The organism is Paraburkholderia phenazinium (assembly GCF_900142845.1).
Classification (GTDB): Bacteria; Pseudomonadota; Gammaproteobacteria; order Burkholderiales; family Burkholderiaceae; genus Paraburkholderia; species Paraburkholderia phenazinium_A.
In genome coordinates this window covers 3,186,391-3,202,394 of sequence record NZ_FSRU01000001.1, presented here as the reverse complement: position 1 = coordinate 3,202,394, position 16,004 = coordinate 3,186,391, and the positions used below count along the sequence as shown (strand labels likewise).

General features: G+C 62.6%; 11 protein-coding genes. 2 read left to right on the top strand and 9 right to left on the bottom strand.

Annotated elements, in window-relative coordinates; all coding sequences use genetic code 11:
* Nucleotides 1–41 precede the first annotated feature (41 nt).
* From BUS12_RS14015 to BUS12_RS13990, 6 genes are all read right to left on the bottom strand, one after another.
* On the bottom strand, nucleotides 42–2,234 hold the full coding sequence (locus BUS12_RS14015) for an autotransporter outer membrane beta-barrel domain-containing protein (protein WP_074296231.1): 2,193 nt from the start codon (nucleotides 2,232–2,234) through the stop codon (nucleotides 42–44).
* Nucleotides 2,235–2,300: 66 nt separating this feature from the next.
* A complete protein-coding gene (locus tag BUS12_RS14010; RefSeq protein ID WP_074296230.1) occupies nucleotides 2,301–3,353 on the bottom strand; it encodes a porin in 1,053 nt (350 codons plus the stop codon).
* A 219-nt stretch (nucleotides 3,354–3,572) separates the two neighbouring features.
* On the bottom strand, nucleotides 3,573–5,207 hold the full coding sequence (locus BUS12_RS14005; protein WP_074296229.1) for a cyclic peptide export ABC transporter: 1,635 nt from the start codon (nucleotides 5,205–5,207) through the stop codon (nucleotides 3,573–3,575).
* 21 nt (nucleotides 5,208–5,228) lie between these two features.
* Entirely contained in the window at nucleotides 5,229–7,259 is a 2,031-nt protein-coding gene (fhuB, locus tag BUS12_RS14000) for a Fe(3+)-hydroxamate ABC transporter permease FhuB (protein WP_253190073.1), read from the bottom strand.
* Nucleotides 7,256–8,215 (bottom strand): iron-siderophore ABC transporter substrate-binding protein, encoded by a 960-nt coding sequence (locus tag BUS12_RS13995; RefSeq protein ID WP_074296228.1) that lies wholly within the window; start codon nucleotides 8,213–8,215, stop codon nucleotides 7,256–7,258. The genes fhuB and BUS12_RS13995 overlap by 4 nt, the downstream gene beginning before the upstream one ends.
* Before the next feature lie 37 nt (nucleotides 8,216–8,252).
* A complete protein-coding gene (locus tag BUS12_RS13990) occupies nucleotides 8,253–10,535 on the bottom strand; it encodes a TonB-dependent siderophore receptor (protein WP_171991640.1) in 2,283 nt (760 codons plus the stop codon).
* A gap of 187 nt (nucleotides 10,536–10,722) precedes the next feature.
* On the opposite strand from BUS12_RS13990, the gene BUS12_RS13985 reads away from it, so the two are divergent.
* Entirely contained in the window at nucleotides 10,723–11,502 is a 780-nt protein-coding gene (locus BUS12_RS13985; protein WP_083640475.1) for an AraC family transcriptional regulator, read from the top strand.
* A 71-nt stretch (nucleotides 11,503–11,573) separates the two neighbouring features.
* Here BUS12_RS13985 and BUS12_RS13980 read toward each other — a convergent pair whose 3' ends face one another.
* Together BUS12_RS13980 and BUS12_RS13975 are read right to left on the bottom strand one after the other, a co-directional pair.
* Nucleotides 11,574–12,329, bottom strand: a complete 756-nt coding sequence (locus tag BUS12_RS13980) for a Pr6Pr family membrane protein (protein ID WP_171991639.1) — start codon at nucleotides 12,327–12,329, stop codon at nucleotides 11,574–11,576.
* A gap of 122 nt (nucleotides 12,330–12,451) precedes the next feature.
* Nucleotides 12,452–13,441 carry an SDR family NAD(P)-dependent oxidoreductase gene (locus BUS12_RS13975; protein WP_074296226.1) on the bottom strand — a complete coding sequence of 330 codons (990 nt, stop codon included), beginning with the start codon at nucleotides 13,439–13,441 and terminating at the stop codon, nucleotides 12,452–12,454.
* Nucleotides 13,442–13,527: 86 nt separating this feature from the next.
* Between BUS12_RS13975 and BUS12_RS13970 the strand changes: the two genes are divergently transcribed.
* Nucleotides 13,528–14,460 carry an AraC family transcriptional regulator gene (locus BUS12_RS13970; RefSeq protein ID WP_074296225.1) on the top strand — a complete coding sequence of 311 codons (933 nt, stop codon included), beginning with the start codon at nucleotides 13,528–13,530 and terminating at the stop codon, nucleotides 14,458–14,460.
* Nucleotides 14,461–14,702: 242 nt separating this feature from the next.
* Here BUS12_RS13970 and BUS12_RS13965 read toward each other — a convergent pair whose 3' ends face one another.
* Nucleotides 14,703–15,806, bottom strand: a complete 1,104-nt coding sequence (locus tag BUS12_RS13965; RefSeq protein ID WP_074296224.1) for an alkene reductase — start codon at nucleotides 15,804–15,806, stop codon at nucleotides 14,703–14,705.
* Nucleotides 15,807–16,004: the final 198 nt, after the last annotated feature.

Here is a 16,004-nt window from a genome sequence, read left to right as displayed (position 1 = left end):
TTTCTCCGGCGACGAACCCGCCGCCCCGTTCTTACCACGCGTTAGTCGACGTAGCTCAGGCCGACCGTGACTGCCCACGGTTGCGTATAGTCGCGCCCCTTGCCGTATTCGAAGGCGCCGTACACGCGTACGCGGCGGCTTAGCGCGGCGCTTACGCCGGCGTTGGCCACCACCCATGTCTGCGGTACGGAGGTGGTGAGGAGCGTGCCGCCGACGGTATCGCTCACGTTCCCATTGAACACATGGGTGCCCGCGATGCTCAGGAACGGTACGAGGGTGATTTGCCCCACTGCGAGCGACGCGCCTACGGTTGCGCCGGCACTGCCGATGACCATGTTGGTCGCTTCCAGACCGACTAGCGTGCCGAATGTGGTCTGATACTCGACGCTACCGCTGCGCTGATAGGTCAGCTCGACGCGCGGCTCGACCCACCAGTGGCTGCCGAGCTGCCAGCGCTTGCCGCCATCGATCGATGCTGAGTAACCCGAAAGATCGTAGCCGGCACTGGCCGGGTTAGCCGCGCTGCTCACGCTGGCCTCCTGCTTCATGCCCAGGTAGCGCACCACGGCATCGGCAAAGATCCCGCCGAAGCCGTTAAATCCGCCGTACGCTCCAAGGTTCCATGGCCGCGCAGTACCGTTGCCGACCGGATCGAAGTCCTCGCTCGCCTGTGCGAAGCCACCGGTTGCGCCCACGTGAAAGTCTCCCAGCGCGCTAGAGATTCGCCAGTCGCGACCTGCCTGCACGCCGTAGAAATCCGTGGTCGTCGACGTGTCGCCGGGGCTCGTGCGCATGCGTTCGTCGTAGCTGCGTACCCAGAACTGACCATCGGCCGCCCCGTCGCGGTAATCCGCCAGATGGGCGAAGGTCTGTTCGAGCTGCTGGTACCACAACATGGTCGGCACACTGGCCGCGGCTTGCACAACGGAGGCGATGTCGCTCTCGCGACCGGTGTTGTACAGGTAGTACTGGCTGCCGGAATCCTGCAGGCCGAACTTGTAGGCGCCCACGTCCATCGTGCTGCCGGCAAGCGAAAAGGTCGCGGTGCTATTGGTAGCGTTGACGAGCAACAGTCGTTCGCCTGGACCCGTGGGCGCGGTCACGCTGGAGTCGTGTACCGAGAGAACAAACCTGCCCGAGCCCTGATTGACCACAAGCTGGTCCGACTGCATCGCGCCGATATTCGTGTTCAGCACGAACTGGCCGTTGCCGGACAAACCGTTGACAGTCAACGTCTTGTAGCCTCCCGTGCCTGGCGCGCCGAGCGTCACGGTGCCGCCGTTGATGGCGAGTCCATTGAGCGTGGCCGCCGCTGCACCCCTCAGACCGTCGCCCGGCGACTCGATCACACTCAAGGTGCCGGCGAGCGTAATGCCGCTGACCGGCAGTGCGGCGACCGTGCCGCTCGCGGTGGTGCCGCCGGCGTTGACCACCATCGTGCCACCCGCTGCTACTGTGGTATTTGCGGCGGAGCCGCCAAGCAAGACGAATTGCGTGCCGCCATTGTTGATCGACGCTCCGGTCGCTTTGCCGCCGCTGGACACCGTCTGATTCCCGCTCATATTGACCACGGTTCCGGTGGCCGCGCCGCGCGTATAGACCACCTGGAAGCCGCCGTTCACGGTAGTGCCCGACGCCGAGCCGCCCGCCGACACATATTGCTTGCCGCCCGCAACCGTGGTGCCGGACGCACTGCCGCCTGAATACACCCGTTGCAGGCCGCCGGAACTGACCACCGCATTGACGGCAAGGCCGCCGTTCGATACGCCGAAGCTGCCGCCCGAATTGACGATCGTATTGACCGCGGTGCCTCCGGCCGACACGTATTGTGTGCCGCCGGAGATCACCGTGCCGAGGGTGGAGCCGCGCGAATAGACAATCTGTACGCCGGCTGGATTCAGTACCGTGCCGGTCGCGACACCCCCGCTGGAGACGGTCTGGCTGCCGCCGGAGTTGACGATCGACTGCGTGGTGCCGCCCTTGACCTTCTGCACCCCACCCGCGTTGATCGTTGTGTTGGTGACGGTGCTGCCCGCCGATACCGTCGCCGCACACGATGCGCCGCCCGGCAGGATCTGATTGTTGCAGGCCTGGCCGTAGGCGTGCGGTCCCACGAACGGCAGCAGGGCGGCCAATACCGCCGCCGGGCGCAAGGTACGCGTCACGTGCGCCCCCGGGTAGGGCAAACGCGCTCCCACCCAACCCGGATTCAACAAGGATCTTTGATTTATCATATGGATTCCTGAATAATACCGATTCGATCTGCGCCGGAAAACCGACTGCCGTCACGCACGCAATGCCTAGAAGCGGTGCCGGATGCCCAGCGTTACGCCCGTCTGGTTGGAGGCAAAGGCGGTCGCGTCGGTGACGCCGACGGGGGTATAGGTCCCGTTCGCATAGCGTGTGGCAGCCGCATAGGCCACCGTCGCGTAGACGTCGGTGCGCTTGGTGAACGAATAGTCGGCGCTGAGAACGCCCATCCACGAGTTCGACACGTCCGCCGTCTTGTTGGACTGGTAGTAGGTGGCGGCCGTCAGCTGGAAGCCAGGCGTGAAACGATAACGTACGCCGCCGAACCACAGCGCGGCCGAAACCGACGCGCTCTTGGTCGGGTTATACAGGTAGTGCTCATAGCCGCCGACGATCTCGCCGTCGCCGATCCGCTGCAGGAACGAGAGACTCAGGTTACGGCTTTTGGTCCACGTGCCGCTCGAATTGACCGCACCGTTGCGATAGTCGTAGGCCACCGCTGCGGAGAAGGTGCCGGCGTCGTATTCGAGGCCGCCGCCATACGCCGCGCTGCTCTGGAACGAACCTGCGTCGCCGCCGAAACTGTAGTCGGCAATGGCCTTCAATCCGCCGAACTGGCCCGTGTACTTCACGGAATTGTCGAGACGCGCCTTATAAGAGAAGTCGTCCGACGAACCCGTGGTGGGAAACCACGTGTACTGGGGTGCGTAGCCCATCGGATCGTACTTTTCGAGCAGATCGTACATGGCCGTGTACTGCAGGCCAGCCGACAGCGAGCCCAGCTTGTTCGATAGCCCCACCGCCGCCGTACGGTTGAACAGCGTGCCGGCGGTGGCGGGCGTGCCGTCGTTGCTGTTAAAGCCGGCCTCCAGCACGAACCAGGCCGTCGTGCCGGCGCCCAGATCTTCCGTGCCGCGAAAACCAAACCGGGAGTTGCTCAGTCCACCTGAATTTTCTCGAATGAGCGAGCCGCCGGTCGCGCTGGCATGGGTCAGATATTCGATGTTGGTGTCGATTACGCCGTAGAGGGTGACGGACGATTGCGCGTGCGCACAGACACAGCCGGTCGCTGCAAGCGCAGCGACAAGACATTGCTTTTTCACTGAACAGTCTCCTGAAATTTCTATTTTCTTTTGCGTCGCGATCCGGATGACATGGCGGCAACGGGAGGCAAACAACGCAATGGAGCAGATCGTAGTGGCGGCTGTCGCAAATGTAAAATACATATGTGATGCACCATCCATATGTAAGAGATATGGGTGGTGCACACGGGCGATGGATGGAAGCGGAGAGGCGGGAGCGGTGAGGCTTCGTTGTGCGACTTAGTGCGCGGTCAGTTCTGCGCCCGCGCCGGCCTCGACAATCTGACCGTAATCGAGCTTGACGTAGCGGTCGGCGAGATGAAAATAGCGGTCGTCGTGCGTAATCACCAGCACGGTCTTGCCCTTCGCTTTCAGCTCGGGCAGCAGCTGCTGGTAGAACACGTCGCGGAACAGCGGGTCCTGGTCGGCGGCCCACTCGTCGAACACATAGAAAGGCCGGTCCTCGAGATACGCAACGAGCAGCGCGAGCCGCTTGCGCTGTCCTTGCGACAGATCGAGTGTAGAGAAGGCCGCATCCTTGATGCTGACCTTGTGATCGAGTTGCAGATGCTTCAGATAGTCATGCGCCTTGTCGTCGAGATTGGCGTCGCGCATGCCCAGCAGGCTGTCGAAGAGAAAGAAGTCGCTGAAAACCACCGAAAAATGCTGGCGATAGATGTCCCACGCGCCTTCGTCGACGGTGTTGCCGTTGAGCCGGATGTGACCACTCTCCGGCTTGTAGAGGCCCACCAGCATCTTCGCGAGCGTGGTTTTGCCGCTGCCGTTGCCGCCGATAAGGTAGACGATTTCGCCGGGCCGGAACGACAGATCGATCGGCCCCAGCGTAAACACTTCATTCTCTTTTTCGCGGAAGTAGCGATGCGTCGCACCGTCGAGCGCGATGCTGGTGAACGATGATGCAACGGCATCCGTCGCCGCATCCGCACGCTCTACCGGCAAGTCGGCGTTGATCTGCTCGATCCGTTCGAGCGCCACGCGGGCCGAACTGACGCTCGGAATGGCCGAGAGCAGCGCTTCGATCGGCATGATCATGTAGAGGAACACCATCGCGTAACCGGACGCCACATGCAGGCTGACCGGGTACAGTCGAGCGAGAACGAATACCGTGATGCCGATGAACGCCAGCAGGATGAAACTGCCCCAGCTCGCCGCAGCGGCATACAGCACGTAGCCACGGGTACGCTGCACGCGCACCGCTTCGACGTTTGTCGCTAGCGTATCCGCAATGAACGTCTGCCGGCGTTCGCGGTGCAGCTTCAATTCTTTTGCACCGTCGAATAGCGCACGGAAGTGTTTGACGAGATCGTCTTCGCGACGCCGCGACGCTCGCAGATGAAACAGTGCGCGGCCGTTCGCGATCCGGAAGCCCACTGCGCCGATACAGATGGTAAGCAGCGCGAACAGCAGGATCTGCCAGGACAGGTAGCCGAGATAGATCAGGCATCCGCTGATCACTGCGCCTTGCATGGCCAGCGCCGGCATGCTGACGAAGAACATCACGATCTGGTCCAGGTCTCCGGTCAACACGGAAATGGAACGCGCCGCGCCTTGCTGCTCCAGATGACGGTACGACGCTTCGCCGATACGGTGGATCGTGCGCATCCGCAGTGTCGCTTTGGCGCGTTGGCCGAGATACATGAAAAGCGTCTGCGACAACGTGCGGGTGAGCAGTACGACGACGCCCAGCACGAGAAACTGCAGGCCTAGTTCGCCGAGCCGCGTGCGCGAGGCGCCGAGTGCCTGGTTGATGAGCGCGACGAGCCCGGCGTTACCGAAACCGCTGATCAGACTCGTTGCGAGCGCGACCAGCAGGATCCCGCGGGCATTGCGGGCGAGTTGCAGCAGGACAGACATGGAACTCCTGAAAAGTAAGGCTCAAGAAGCGGGCTGTTGACGTACGCCGCGCATGAACATGGCGACGATGAGATACGCGCCGCCGATTAGCGTCGCCATTACGCCCGCCGGCATTTCCTGCGGGAACAGAACCCAGCGACCGAGCCAGTCGGACGCAACCATCAACGCCGCGCCGATAGCGGCCGATATGCACAGCAGCGGCATGGGACGGCGCACGCCGAGCAGGCGCGTCATGTGCGGCGCCATCAGGCCGATGAACGAGAGCGGCCCGATCACAAGCGTCGCGGCTGCTGTGAGTAACGCGCTCAGTACCAGCAAGGCAAAGCGGGCTACGGTGACGTTGACACCGAGACCGCTTGACACGGCGCCGCCAAGCGGCAGGATATCCAGCCAGCGTCGGCAAAACGGAATGATAGCGAGCGCCGCGAGCGCGACGGTGGCGACGATGCCTGCGGACGTCGCGCTGACGTTGTAAGTGGATCCGGCGAGCAGGTTGTACAGGACGATCACGCGTGGATCGTCGCTTGCCATGGCAAGGGTCGACACGGCCTGGAACACCGCGCTGATCGTGACGCCGGCCAGCACCAGCGCATCCGGTGCGTAGGAGGACGAACGAGCGAACACGATCAGGCCGCCCAGCGTGATCAGCGAGCCGCACGCGCACCAGACAAGGTAAATGGGCAGCGTGGGATGCGCGGTCAGGAAGAGTGCCGCAGTCAACCCGAACGCGCCGCCCGCGGCGATGCCGAGCAGGTCGGGACTCGCCATCGGATTGCCGGTCATGCGCTGGATGATGCCGCCGGCAAGCGCGAGGAGTGTCCCGATTCCCGCTGCCGCGACGACGTGCGGCAGACGCAGAAACAGCAAGCCGGCAATCTCGTCCGGGCTGTCGAGGTGCCAGCCTGTCAGGTCGCGTCCCACGCTGAGCGATACGCCGGTCAAAAGTAGAAGCAGCGTGACGCTGCCTACCATCGTCACGCGTGTGGCTCGTGGCGATAACGTTCCCGATTGCAACGCAGAAGCGGAGGCGATGTCCGGACGCCCTTTCAATCGCCGTAGCAACATCAGCAGCAGAGGTGCGCCGAGCAAGGTGGTGACGGCGCCAGTCGGGATCGTCGTGCCGTACAGGCTGGAGATCTGTTGCGTGAGTTGATCGGCCAGCCATAGCAGCGCGGCGCCAAGGCATGGCGCCCATAACATCCGGTCGCGCAGGCGGCGTGCGCCGCTCAAACGTGCAAGCGCAGGCGCCGCGAGGCCGATAAAGCCGATCACGCCGACCGCGCTCACCACGAACGCCGTAATGAGCAACGTCAAGCCAAGCGCCACACCGCGCGTCGCGCGCAGCGAAACGCCAAGACTGCCGGCGATGGTGTCGCCCGCATCGAACACGGTCAGCGGGCGCACGCACAGCAGCAAGCAGACCGCGCACGGCAGGAGCCGGGCGAGGAGGGCGAGTGCGATGTGCCAATCCTGCTGGACGAACGAACCCCCGCCCCAGATCATCAGGCCGCTCAACAGATCGTAGTGCGAAATTGCCAGCGCGAGGCTCAATGCGCCACAACACAGGTTGACGATCATGCCGCCCAATATCAACGCGAGCGGTGAGATCCCGCGCCGCGCCGCGAGCAGGAACACGATCGCCAGCGCTGCCGCGCCGCCCGCGAGCGCCACGCCGTCGCGCCCCGAACCGAGCAGGCCCGGTGCGTAGACGCTCGCCAGCGAAAGCGCGAGATAGGCGCCGGGGAATACGCCGAGTGTCATCGGCTCGGCCAGCGGATTGCGAAGGACCTGTTGAGTGGCCACACCTGCGATGCCCAGCGCGGCGCCGCATAGCCATGTGACGGCGATGCGCGGCATTTCGCTGTAATGCACCAGCAGTTGCCGCATGTCTGCAGGGTCCGGGGCGAGCAGCGCCTGCCACCATAGCGAGACAGGCAGACGGTGCTCCAGCCGATGCAGCGTCAACAGCACGGCAATCGCCATCACAAGACAGATTGGGAGCAACGGCGTGCGCCGCAGCGACGCGCCGGGTGTGGCCGCGAGAGAGGTCACGCGAGGTCCTCCATTGCATCGTCACGTGCATTGCCAGGCAGGGAGGACACCGTACTTGTGAGGCTTGAGCGTGCGCTTGTCTGCGTGAGTGCGTCGACCAGCAGGTTGGCAAAATAAACTGCTGAGGGCACGCCGCCCTCGGGAGGGACGCCCGGCACGCCGATCATATGGCCGGCTCTTGCGAACGGCATGGCGGCCCACAGGGGACTGCTTTTCATCATGTTCACGACAGGTAACGGCAATGGCTGAAGATAGAGCAACGCGGTACCCGGCGCCGGCTCCAGTGCCTCAAATGGAATGGTCGAGTAACCGCCCGCGCGAGGCGAGCCTTGCCACGCGTTTTGCAGCCCGAGTGTGGTCAGCATTTCGCCAAACAGGCTCTGCGATCCGTAGACACGCAGATGCGTCTCATCGAGAAATCGCACGACATACAGCGCGATGTTGCGCGCGCCATGTCGTGCGGCGAGATGGATGCGCGCGTCGTCGAGCGAGCGGTCGGCGTTTGCCAGCATGACCTGTGCACGGGGTGTGCAAGCGAGCATCCGCGCTAGTTGCAGCGTTTCGTTACGTGCGGCCGTGTAAGGTGTCGGGCTCGACCGGTATTGGCCGAAGGTGACCGTGGGTGCGAGCCGCTCAAGCGACGCGCGCAACGCCGCATGAGCCGGTGAGATGACGATCAGGTCCGGATTTAGTGAACGCATTAGTTCCAGGTTCGGCTGGAACATGAGCCCGAGATCGACCACGGCAGCTGGCAGATCGCTAGCCGGAAAGTTGCGGCGAAACCCCGTGGTATTTGCCGCGCCGACCGGCGCCACGCCGATCGACAACAGCATCTCCGTCAGCGCCCAGTCGAGTACGACGATGCGTTGCGGCGGTCGCGCGCCGGCGCCGGACGCGCCGAGCGCCGCTGTCGAAACCGCACCGAGCAGCGCCGCCAGCCATGTACGGCGGTTCATCGCCGCAACCCCTCGAGAACCGCTTGCCTCAGCGTGATCACCACTGGTACTTCAACCCCGCCAGTACGAGCCGTCCTTCGCCCCAATAACACGAGCCATTGCTGCAGGACGCCATGTATTCGCGATTGAGCAGGTTGCTTGCATTGAGCGACGCCGTCCAGCCGCGCAAGCTGCTGAACGCCTGGCCAAGGTCGTAGCGCACGGCGAGATCGACCAGCGTCGCGGACGACGTCAGCAGCGTATTCGCCGTATCGCCATACGAACCGCCGATATAGCGCACGCCCGTGCCGAACTGCAACCCGGCGAGCGGACCGGCATGAAGCGTGTAATCCGCCCACAGCGAGGCCGTATTGCGCGGAATACCGACCGGCACCTTGTCGAGATCGGCGGTATTGCTCTTGGTGTTCAGCAGATTCGTGTAGGTGTAGCTCGCGATCAGTTGCAGGTTGTTGGTCAGGCTCGCATGCGCTTCAACTTCGAAACCCTGCGAACGCACCTGACCGGTCTCGACCTGAAAGCCGGTGTGCACCGGGTCGGTCGTCAGGACGTCGTTCTGCGTCAGGTGAAACGCCGAAACCGTGACGAAGCTGTTGTAACCCTTCGGCTGGAATTTCACGCCGACTTCGTATTGCTCGCCGGTGGTCGGATCGAACGCCTTGCCGTTATAGTCGGCGCCCACTTGCGGCAGGAACGACTTCGTATAGCTAGCATAGGGCGCGATGCCGTTGTCGAACTGATACGTGCCGCCGGCGCGCCAGGTGAATGCCCGGTTGAACTGACTTGTGGACGAGCCGTTCGCGTAGGACGTCGAATCTTCGTTGGTCCAGTCTTCACGCACGCCGAGCAGGAACGACCAGCGACCGATATCGAACTGATCCTGCGCATAGGTGCCCAGTTGCTTGACGGACTCCGCCTGCGACGTGCCGAACAGGAACGTCGGATACGGAATCGCGAGACCGTATTGCGGATTCGTGATGCTCAGCGACGGCACGTTGTTGTCCGCCGAGCCGTAGAAGTGGTGATCGAACTGGATGTTCTGGTAGTCAACGCCCACCGTCACCTGATGCGACACGGGTCCGGTACCGAATCGGGCGATCGCCTGATTGTCGATCGTGTTCGAGTTGACCATGCCGTAGTTCAGGTACGCCTCGCGCGCGAGCTCCGTGCCGTTGTTCACGTAGCCGAGGTCGTCGGCCACGTACTGCACGGTCTGGCTGTTGTGCAGAAACCGGTAGCTTTGCCTGAGCGACCAGATGTCGTTCAGACGCTGGTCGAACTGATAGCCGATCGACTCCTGGGTCTTGCGGAAGCTGTCGAAAGTCGGCTCGCCCGGATTGAAACTGCGGGGCAGTTGCGACACACCGGTCTGGATTGTGCCGACCACCGGCACCGTGTTGTAGAGCCCGGCCTCCGGATCGGCCTGGTAGTTTGCATAGACCGTGAGCGTGGTGTCCTTCGTCGGTCGCCACGTGATGGTGGGGGCGATCGCGAAGCGCTGCTGGTTCACGTAGTCGGTCTGCGTGCCGGTGTTGAAGCCGTCGGCCGTCAAACGGTAGAGGACCTTGCCGTCCTGATCGAGCGGACCGCTGAAGTCGAAGAAACCCTGCACACGTCCATAACTGCCGGTTTGAAAGCCGATCTCATGCAACGGCTCCGCGGTCGGCAACTTGCTCACGAGATTCACGACGCCGCCCGGCGAGCCCTGCCCATACAGTACGGAAGCCGGGCCGTGCACGAGCTCGATGCGTTCGAACATATACGGATCGAAACTGGTCACATTGAACCCGAAGCCGCCAGCAGGCCCCGGCGTGCGCAGACCATTCCAGAACTCGTCGATCAGAAAGCCGCGTGCATACAGATACTCCAGCGAATCCGTGTTGGTGCCGCGCTGTTCCGGATTGACGCCGGACGTATAGCGCAACGCCTGCGCCACGCTTTGCGCGTCCTGGATGTCCATCTGGTCGCGCGTGACGACGGACACCGCCTGCGGCGTCTTGATGAGCGGCGTATCTGTCTTGGTGCCCGCGGTGCTCTGGCGCGCCACATAGCCGACTACCGGTCCGGTGCCCGTCTCGGCCGCACGGGCGTCGGTCACGCGGACGACGGGAAGTTGCGCATCCTCTGCGGCATGAGCGGAGGCGGCACGCGGCTCGGACGCGCCGGTTGCCGGGGCGGCGCCTGCGGGCAGCGACTGGGCGTGGCCGGCGTTCGCGAGCAGCAGGCCTGCCGCAATCGGCATCAGCCGGAAGCATGTGAATTTCCGTGTGCGCAGGCAGCCCGCCGTGTCCGGCTGGCCGGTGTGTTCCTTTCCCCGAGTCATTTCCTGTTCCTGGTTTAATTTAAAAGGCCGCAAACGCCCGCCAATGCTATTAAGAATCATTACTATTTGCATTGCCAGTTCGTTCCCATCAAGTGCAAAATAAGATAACCGATGAGGTCTCACGAGGTATCGCCAACAAACTTCGTGAAACAGACAATTTCTGGCGGTTTTTCGAGGAGCGTAGAAGGTGGACCAGGCGTGGCGCTTAACCCCCGACATCCGATATCCGCGGCAGTCGCGCGACATCATAGCCAGTTGCTATGATTATCGAGATGGAGATAGGCAGGCGTGGCATTCGCACGAGCAGGCGCAATTCGTCTACACCGTGCGCGGCGTGCTGCGGGTGGTGACGCAGACCGGCATGTGGACGCTCGGGCCGCGTCGCGGTCTGTGGATCCCACCGCGTATCGGCCACGAGTTGTGGGCGACGGGCGAGGTCTTGATGCACAGCGTCTACTTTGAACCGGAAGCCTCGCCTTGGCCTGCGGCCGGCTGCCGGGTGCTGTCGATATCGCCGCTGTTGCGCGAACTCGTCGCGGCCATGATCGAAGACAAGAAGGACGATCCCGACCGGCGCGCCGCGCTGATCACGCCGTTGCTGCTCAAGGAAATGCTGGATGCACCGGAGGCGACGGAGGGCGGCCTGCCGTTACCGAACGATCGCCGCTTGCGGCAGATCTGCGAACGTCTGCTCAACGAGCCGGATAACTGCGATTCGCTTGGCACGTGGGGCGAGCGTGCCGGTGCTAGCGAGCGCACGCTTGCGCGTCTGTTCCGCGACGAGACCGGTTTGACCTTTGGACAATGGCGGCAACAGCTCAGACTGGTCGAGGCGGTTTCGCTGATTGCGCAGGGCGTGGCGGTGGGGACGATCGCCACCAAACTCGGCTATACCAACTCCAGTGCCTTTATCACGATGTTCAAAAGGACCATGGGGGAAACGCCGCAGCGGTATTTGAAGCTGTAGCGTTGGTGCGGCGTGGCCGCCTTCGTCGCGATTCAATGCGATGCAGTGCGAAGAACTTGCCGAGTCGCGGCTCAAGGGTTCAGCGAACGGTCCTTGATGCGATCGCTGCCATCAGGTTGGCGAGCATCGACGGCTGGCACCGGACGCGGACGGCGATGATTGATCGCGATGAAGACGCCCATCAAAAGGACGAAGCCGAGCAGCAGCAACAGGGTATTGACGAGCACACGCTCGTAACCGAGCTCGCTGACGTTGATGAACGGATAAGGATAGAAATCGGTTTCGCTGCCGCGCCAAAGTGTCATGAACAGATAGCCGAGCGGATAGACCAGCCAGAAGAGGCAGTGGCGCAATTGCAGATGAAAGCGCGGAACGAACAGCAGCCAGTACAGCGCGCACAGCAGCGGGATGACCGTATGCAGCGATTCGTTGAGCAGCGAGCGGAAGCCGGCTGGCGTCCATAGATGGCGCAGCAGGGTGTTATAGGCAATGCCGACGAACACGATATACACGACGACAGCGGTGAGCACCGGCGGCTTGCGGAAAAAGCGCCCGGGCGCGGAGCGTGCTCGCAGTGCCACACAAGTAAAACCGATGGCGACGGCGAGGACCGTGAGGTTCGTCAGATAGCTGCTGATCCGCTCGATACCCTCGATCACGCCCAGACCGCGCATCAGCATTCTTCCAATCGTGATGTCGGTCTGTGCGACGAAGGCCAGCCACGCAAGAACCGCAATCAGCGAGGCCATCGACACTGACGCGAAGCTCGGCGTAGCGAGCGGCAATTCGGATGGATGCCGCTCAGGATGAGCGGTGTGCTTTGGCATGCCTGAGGTGTGAGTCCGTGGGAGTCGACCGAGTATAAGCCTGTCCGCTTCGAGGCGTATGCGGCGTGAGCTGCCGCTACTGGCTGCGATACGGGTCCACGGCGCCTGAGCCGGGTTTCATGCTACCAGTTGAGAAGCCGCTCGCTGAGTTCCCAAAGGTCATCGGCGGAGGCGGGGTCGATGGCATAGGGCACTACGCCCGTAAGCCTCATGGCATCCGCCATATCGATCTTCTCCGGCTGTTCCTTCATCACTGGGGCCACGTCGACATTTTCGCAATACACGCCGCCCAGGCTGTTCAGTTGCTGGCTTGTTGCGCACCAGACTTGCGTGGCCGCTCCCTGCCCGATGGTCTTGAGTTGTCTTGCCGGATCACGCACGGGCTTGCCTTGTTCATCAATGACGCCCGCTGCCACCCTGTGTTCGAGCGGTATGTATTTCCCCAGCCCGGTATCCGCAATGGCGCCCGGATGCAGCGAAAATGCGCGTACGCCATGGGCCTTCTCCCGCTGGTCAAGCGCAACGGCGAACAGGATGTTGGCCGTCTTCGACTGCCCATATCCTGCCAACGGGATGTACTGACGGTGCTCGAAATGCGGATCGTCGAGAAATACCGGCGAATAGCGGTGACCGATCGATGAGACCGACACCACGCGAGCGCCATTCGCATTGCGCAGCGTCGGCAAGAGCCGCGTGGTGAGCTGGAAGTGGCCGAGATGATTGGTCGCGAACTGATACTCATACCCTCGCGCGTCGCGTGTCAATTCCGGCACGGCCATAATCGCGGCGCTGTTGACGAGGATGTGCAGCGCCGGTGTCGATTCGAGAAACGATGCAGCAAAGGCGTCGATAGACGTAGGATCGAGCAGGTCCATCGGCGCGATTTCGACGTCCATGCCGGCCAGTGCTTCGCGGGCGCGGCTCAGGTCACGCGCGGGAACGATGACGCGTGCTCCGGCGGCGCGCAGGACTCGCGCGGTTTCACGCCCGAGGCCTGAGTAGCCTCCGGTCACGATCGCGGTCTTGCCGGAAAGATCGATGCCGGTCATGACTTCATCGGTGGTGGTGGCGGCTCCGAAACCCGAACCAAGCGGTTGTTGTGGCGTCAGCATGGCGTCTTCCTGGACGAACAATGATGCGCACAGTGTGGGCTCAAATTCCGGTACGATGAATAATCAAAAGTACGGGATACTGTCGCATGAGTTCAAAATTCGACAACGATCCACTGTCGGACATCCTTCGCCTGCTCGGCGCCCAACCCGTCGTGGCAGGTGGCTTCTCCGCCGGTGGCACATGGGCGATCCGCTTTCCGCGGCCGAAAAAGATCAAATTCTTTGCACTGGTCAAGGGAAGTTGCTGGCTTTGCCTCGATGCGCAGACTGCACCCGTGTCAGTCCGCGAAGGAGACGTCTTTCTGTTGACGGGTGAACGTTCGTTTGTCCTCGCAAGCGATCCGAACGCGGAACCGGTCGATGCGGCCACCGTCTTCTCAGGTGACGGGATCCGGACCGCGAAAATTGGCGACGGCAACGGTTGCACGCAGATCGGCGGGCACATCAGGCTCGCACCGTCCAATGATGCGCTGCTGGTCGACGTCCTGCCGCCGCTGATACACATCCGCGCGGACTGCGAGCAGGCGACCGTTCTTCAATGGCTGCTTGCGCGGCTAGTGAATGAGTTCGCGTCGGGCCTGCCGGGCAGCGGCCTTGCTTCGGCATACCTGGCACAACTGATGTTTGTGGAAATGCTGCGCGTCTATCTCGACAGCGGCACGGAAGTCCCCGACGGCTGGCTGCGCGCTATCGGCGACAGGCGGCTTGCGCCCGCGCTACGGTTGATGCATGGCGATCCCGGCCGGGCGTGGCGGCTGGATGAGCTTGCGGCCGCATCGGCAATGTCGCGTACGGCGTTCTGCGTGCATTTCAGGTCTGTCGCGGGCGTGGCTCCGCTCACGTGGCTCACGCAGTGGCGCATGCGCATGGCAAAGCAGGCGCTAATCGACGAGAAAACACCCATTGCCGTTCTCGCGGCAAGGTTGGGTTACGCATCCGAAAGCGCATTCAGCAGCGCGTTCAAGCGGGTGTCCGGGGTGTCGCCGAGCGATTACAGGCGGGCGGGATGGTCTGGTTGAAGCGCTGGAGACGGGTTGAATGACGTCCGTGTCGAAGGCGAAGCCGCGAGGATACGGAACCAGAATGCTCATATCGAGTCCTGCGAGATAGATTGGAAACGCTCGCCCTGCCGTGCCGTAGCGGCCAACGCAACGACCGGCGCTACGTTAGCGCGGGTCGCTGCGTCGTTCAGGGCGTGCTTGTGTGAAGGGAGTCAAGTACCGGAATCCGCTCTTCCGGATCCCGATGGTGGGCTGCAGAATTACGCCGCCTGCGTTTCGGCATGGAACGGGTAGTCGGTGTAACCGCGTGCGTCGCCGCCATAAAAGGTACTCCGGTCGTACCGGTTGAGCGGCAGATTCAACCGTAGGCGCTCGGGCAGATCGGGGTTGGCGATGAAGTGGCGGCCAAACGCGACGATGTCCGCGTGGCCCGCTTCGATGATCGCGTCCGCAGTCTCTTTCGTGAAGCCGCCTGCGGCGATGAGCGTGCCGGTGAACTTCGGGCGCAGATGGCGCGCCGCGACCGGATCGTGAACTTCGCCGATCGTTTCCGTTCCCTTGACGCGTGGCTCGACCACGTGGAGATAGCCGATGCCACGCTTGTCCAACTGCTCCGTCACATAACCGAAGGTGGTTTCCGGATCGCTGTCATGCATCGAGCCATAGGTGCCGCTCGGTGCAATGCGCACGCCAACCCGATCCGCTCCCCACACGGAAATCAGTGCGTCCGTTACTTCGAGGAGGAAACGTGCGCGATTTTCGATCGGGCCGCCGTACTCGTCGGTGCGAGCATTCGAACCGTCCTGCAGAAACTGATCCGGCAGATAGCCGTTTGCGCCGTGCAGCTCCACACCGTCGAAGCCCGCGCGCAGCGCCCGTTCGGCCCCCCTGCGGAAGTCCTCGACAATGGCGGGGATTTCGTGCAATTCAAGCGCGCGGGGCATCGTGAATTCAACTTCGCCGTTCACTGAATAGGCATGGCCTTCGGCTTTCAGTGCGGACGGAGCGACGGGCGCCGCGCCGCCTGGCTGAAGATCGGGGTGAGACTGACGGCCGACATGCCACAACTGGAGGAAGATGCGAGCGCCTTTAGCGTGCACGGCATCGGTGATCCGGCGCCATCCTGCAATCTGATCGTCGGAGTAGATCCCCGGGGCCATTGCATAGCCGTAGCCCTGTACCGAAACGGGGGTTGCCTCCGTGACGATAAGGCCGCCTTCGGTTGCGCGCTGCGTGTAGTACTCAACCATCAGATCGCCCGGCACGTCACCCGGCTCCGAACGCATGCGTGTCAATGGCGCCATCGCGACGCGATGGGAAAGGGTGTAGGGGCCGACTTTGACGGCTGAAAACAGCTTGTTCATGGAGTTACTCCTTGCGGATCGGTTAGTACCGGCTAGCAGGACGAGCGCGGTAACACGTTCGTTGGCTCTTGCGACTGCGGGGAGAGCCACAACGACGACTTGCTGTCAGACGAGCTCCTGGTAGCGGTTCGCCAGACATGGAAACATCGTCGTTGAAATGAACTGGCCGGGGTAGGCAGCATGACGGCATAACAGTCA

Bases quoted from the DNA above. Each gene is read 5' to 3' on its own strand.
- BUS12_RS14015 (WP_074296231.1), bottom strand. From the start codon at position 2,234: ATGATAAATCAAAGATCCTTGTTGAATCCGGGTTGGGTGGGAGCGCGT.
- BUS12_RS14005 (WP_074296229.1), bottom strand. From the start codon at position 5,207: ATGTCTGTCCTGCTGCAACTCGCCCGCAATGCCCGCGGGATCCTGCTG.
- BUS12_RS13995 (WP_074296228.1), bottom strand. From the start codon at position 8,215: ATGAACCGCCGTACATGGCTGGCGGCGCTGCTCGGTGCGGTTTCGACA.
- BUS12_RS13990 (WP_171991640.1), bottom strand. From the start codon at position 10,535: ATGACTCGGGGAAAGGAACACACCGGCCAGCCGGACACGGCGGGCTGC.
- BUS12_RS13980 (WP_171991639.1), bottom strand. From the start codon at position 12,329: ATGCCAAAGCACACCGCTCATCCTGAGCGGCATCCATCCGAATTGCCG.
- BUS12_RS13975 (WP_074296226.1), bottom strand. From the start codon at position 13,441: ATGCTGACGCCACAACAACCGCTTGGTTCGGGTTTCGGAGCCGCCACC.
- BUS12_RS13970 (WP_074296225.1), top strand. From the start codon at position 13,528: ATGAGTTCAAAATTCGACAACGATCCACTGTCGGACATCCTTCGCCTG.
- BUS12_RS13965 (WP_074296224.1), bottom strand. From the start codon at position 15,806: ATGAACAAGCTGTTTTCAGCCGTCAAAGTCGGCCCCTACACCCTTTCC.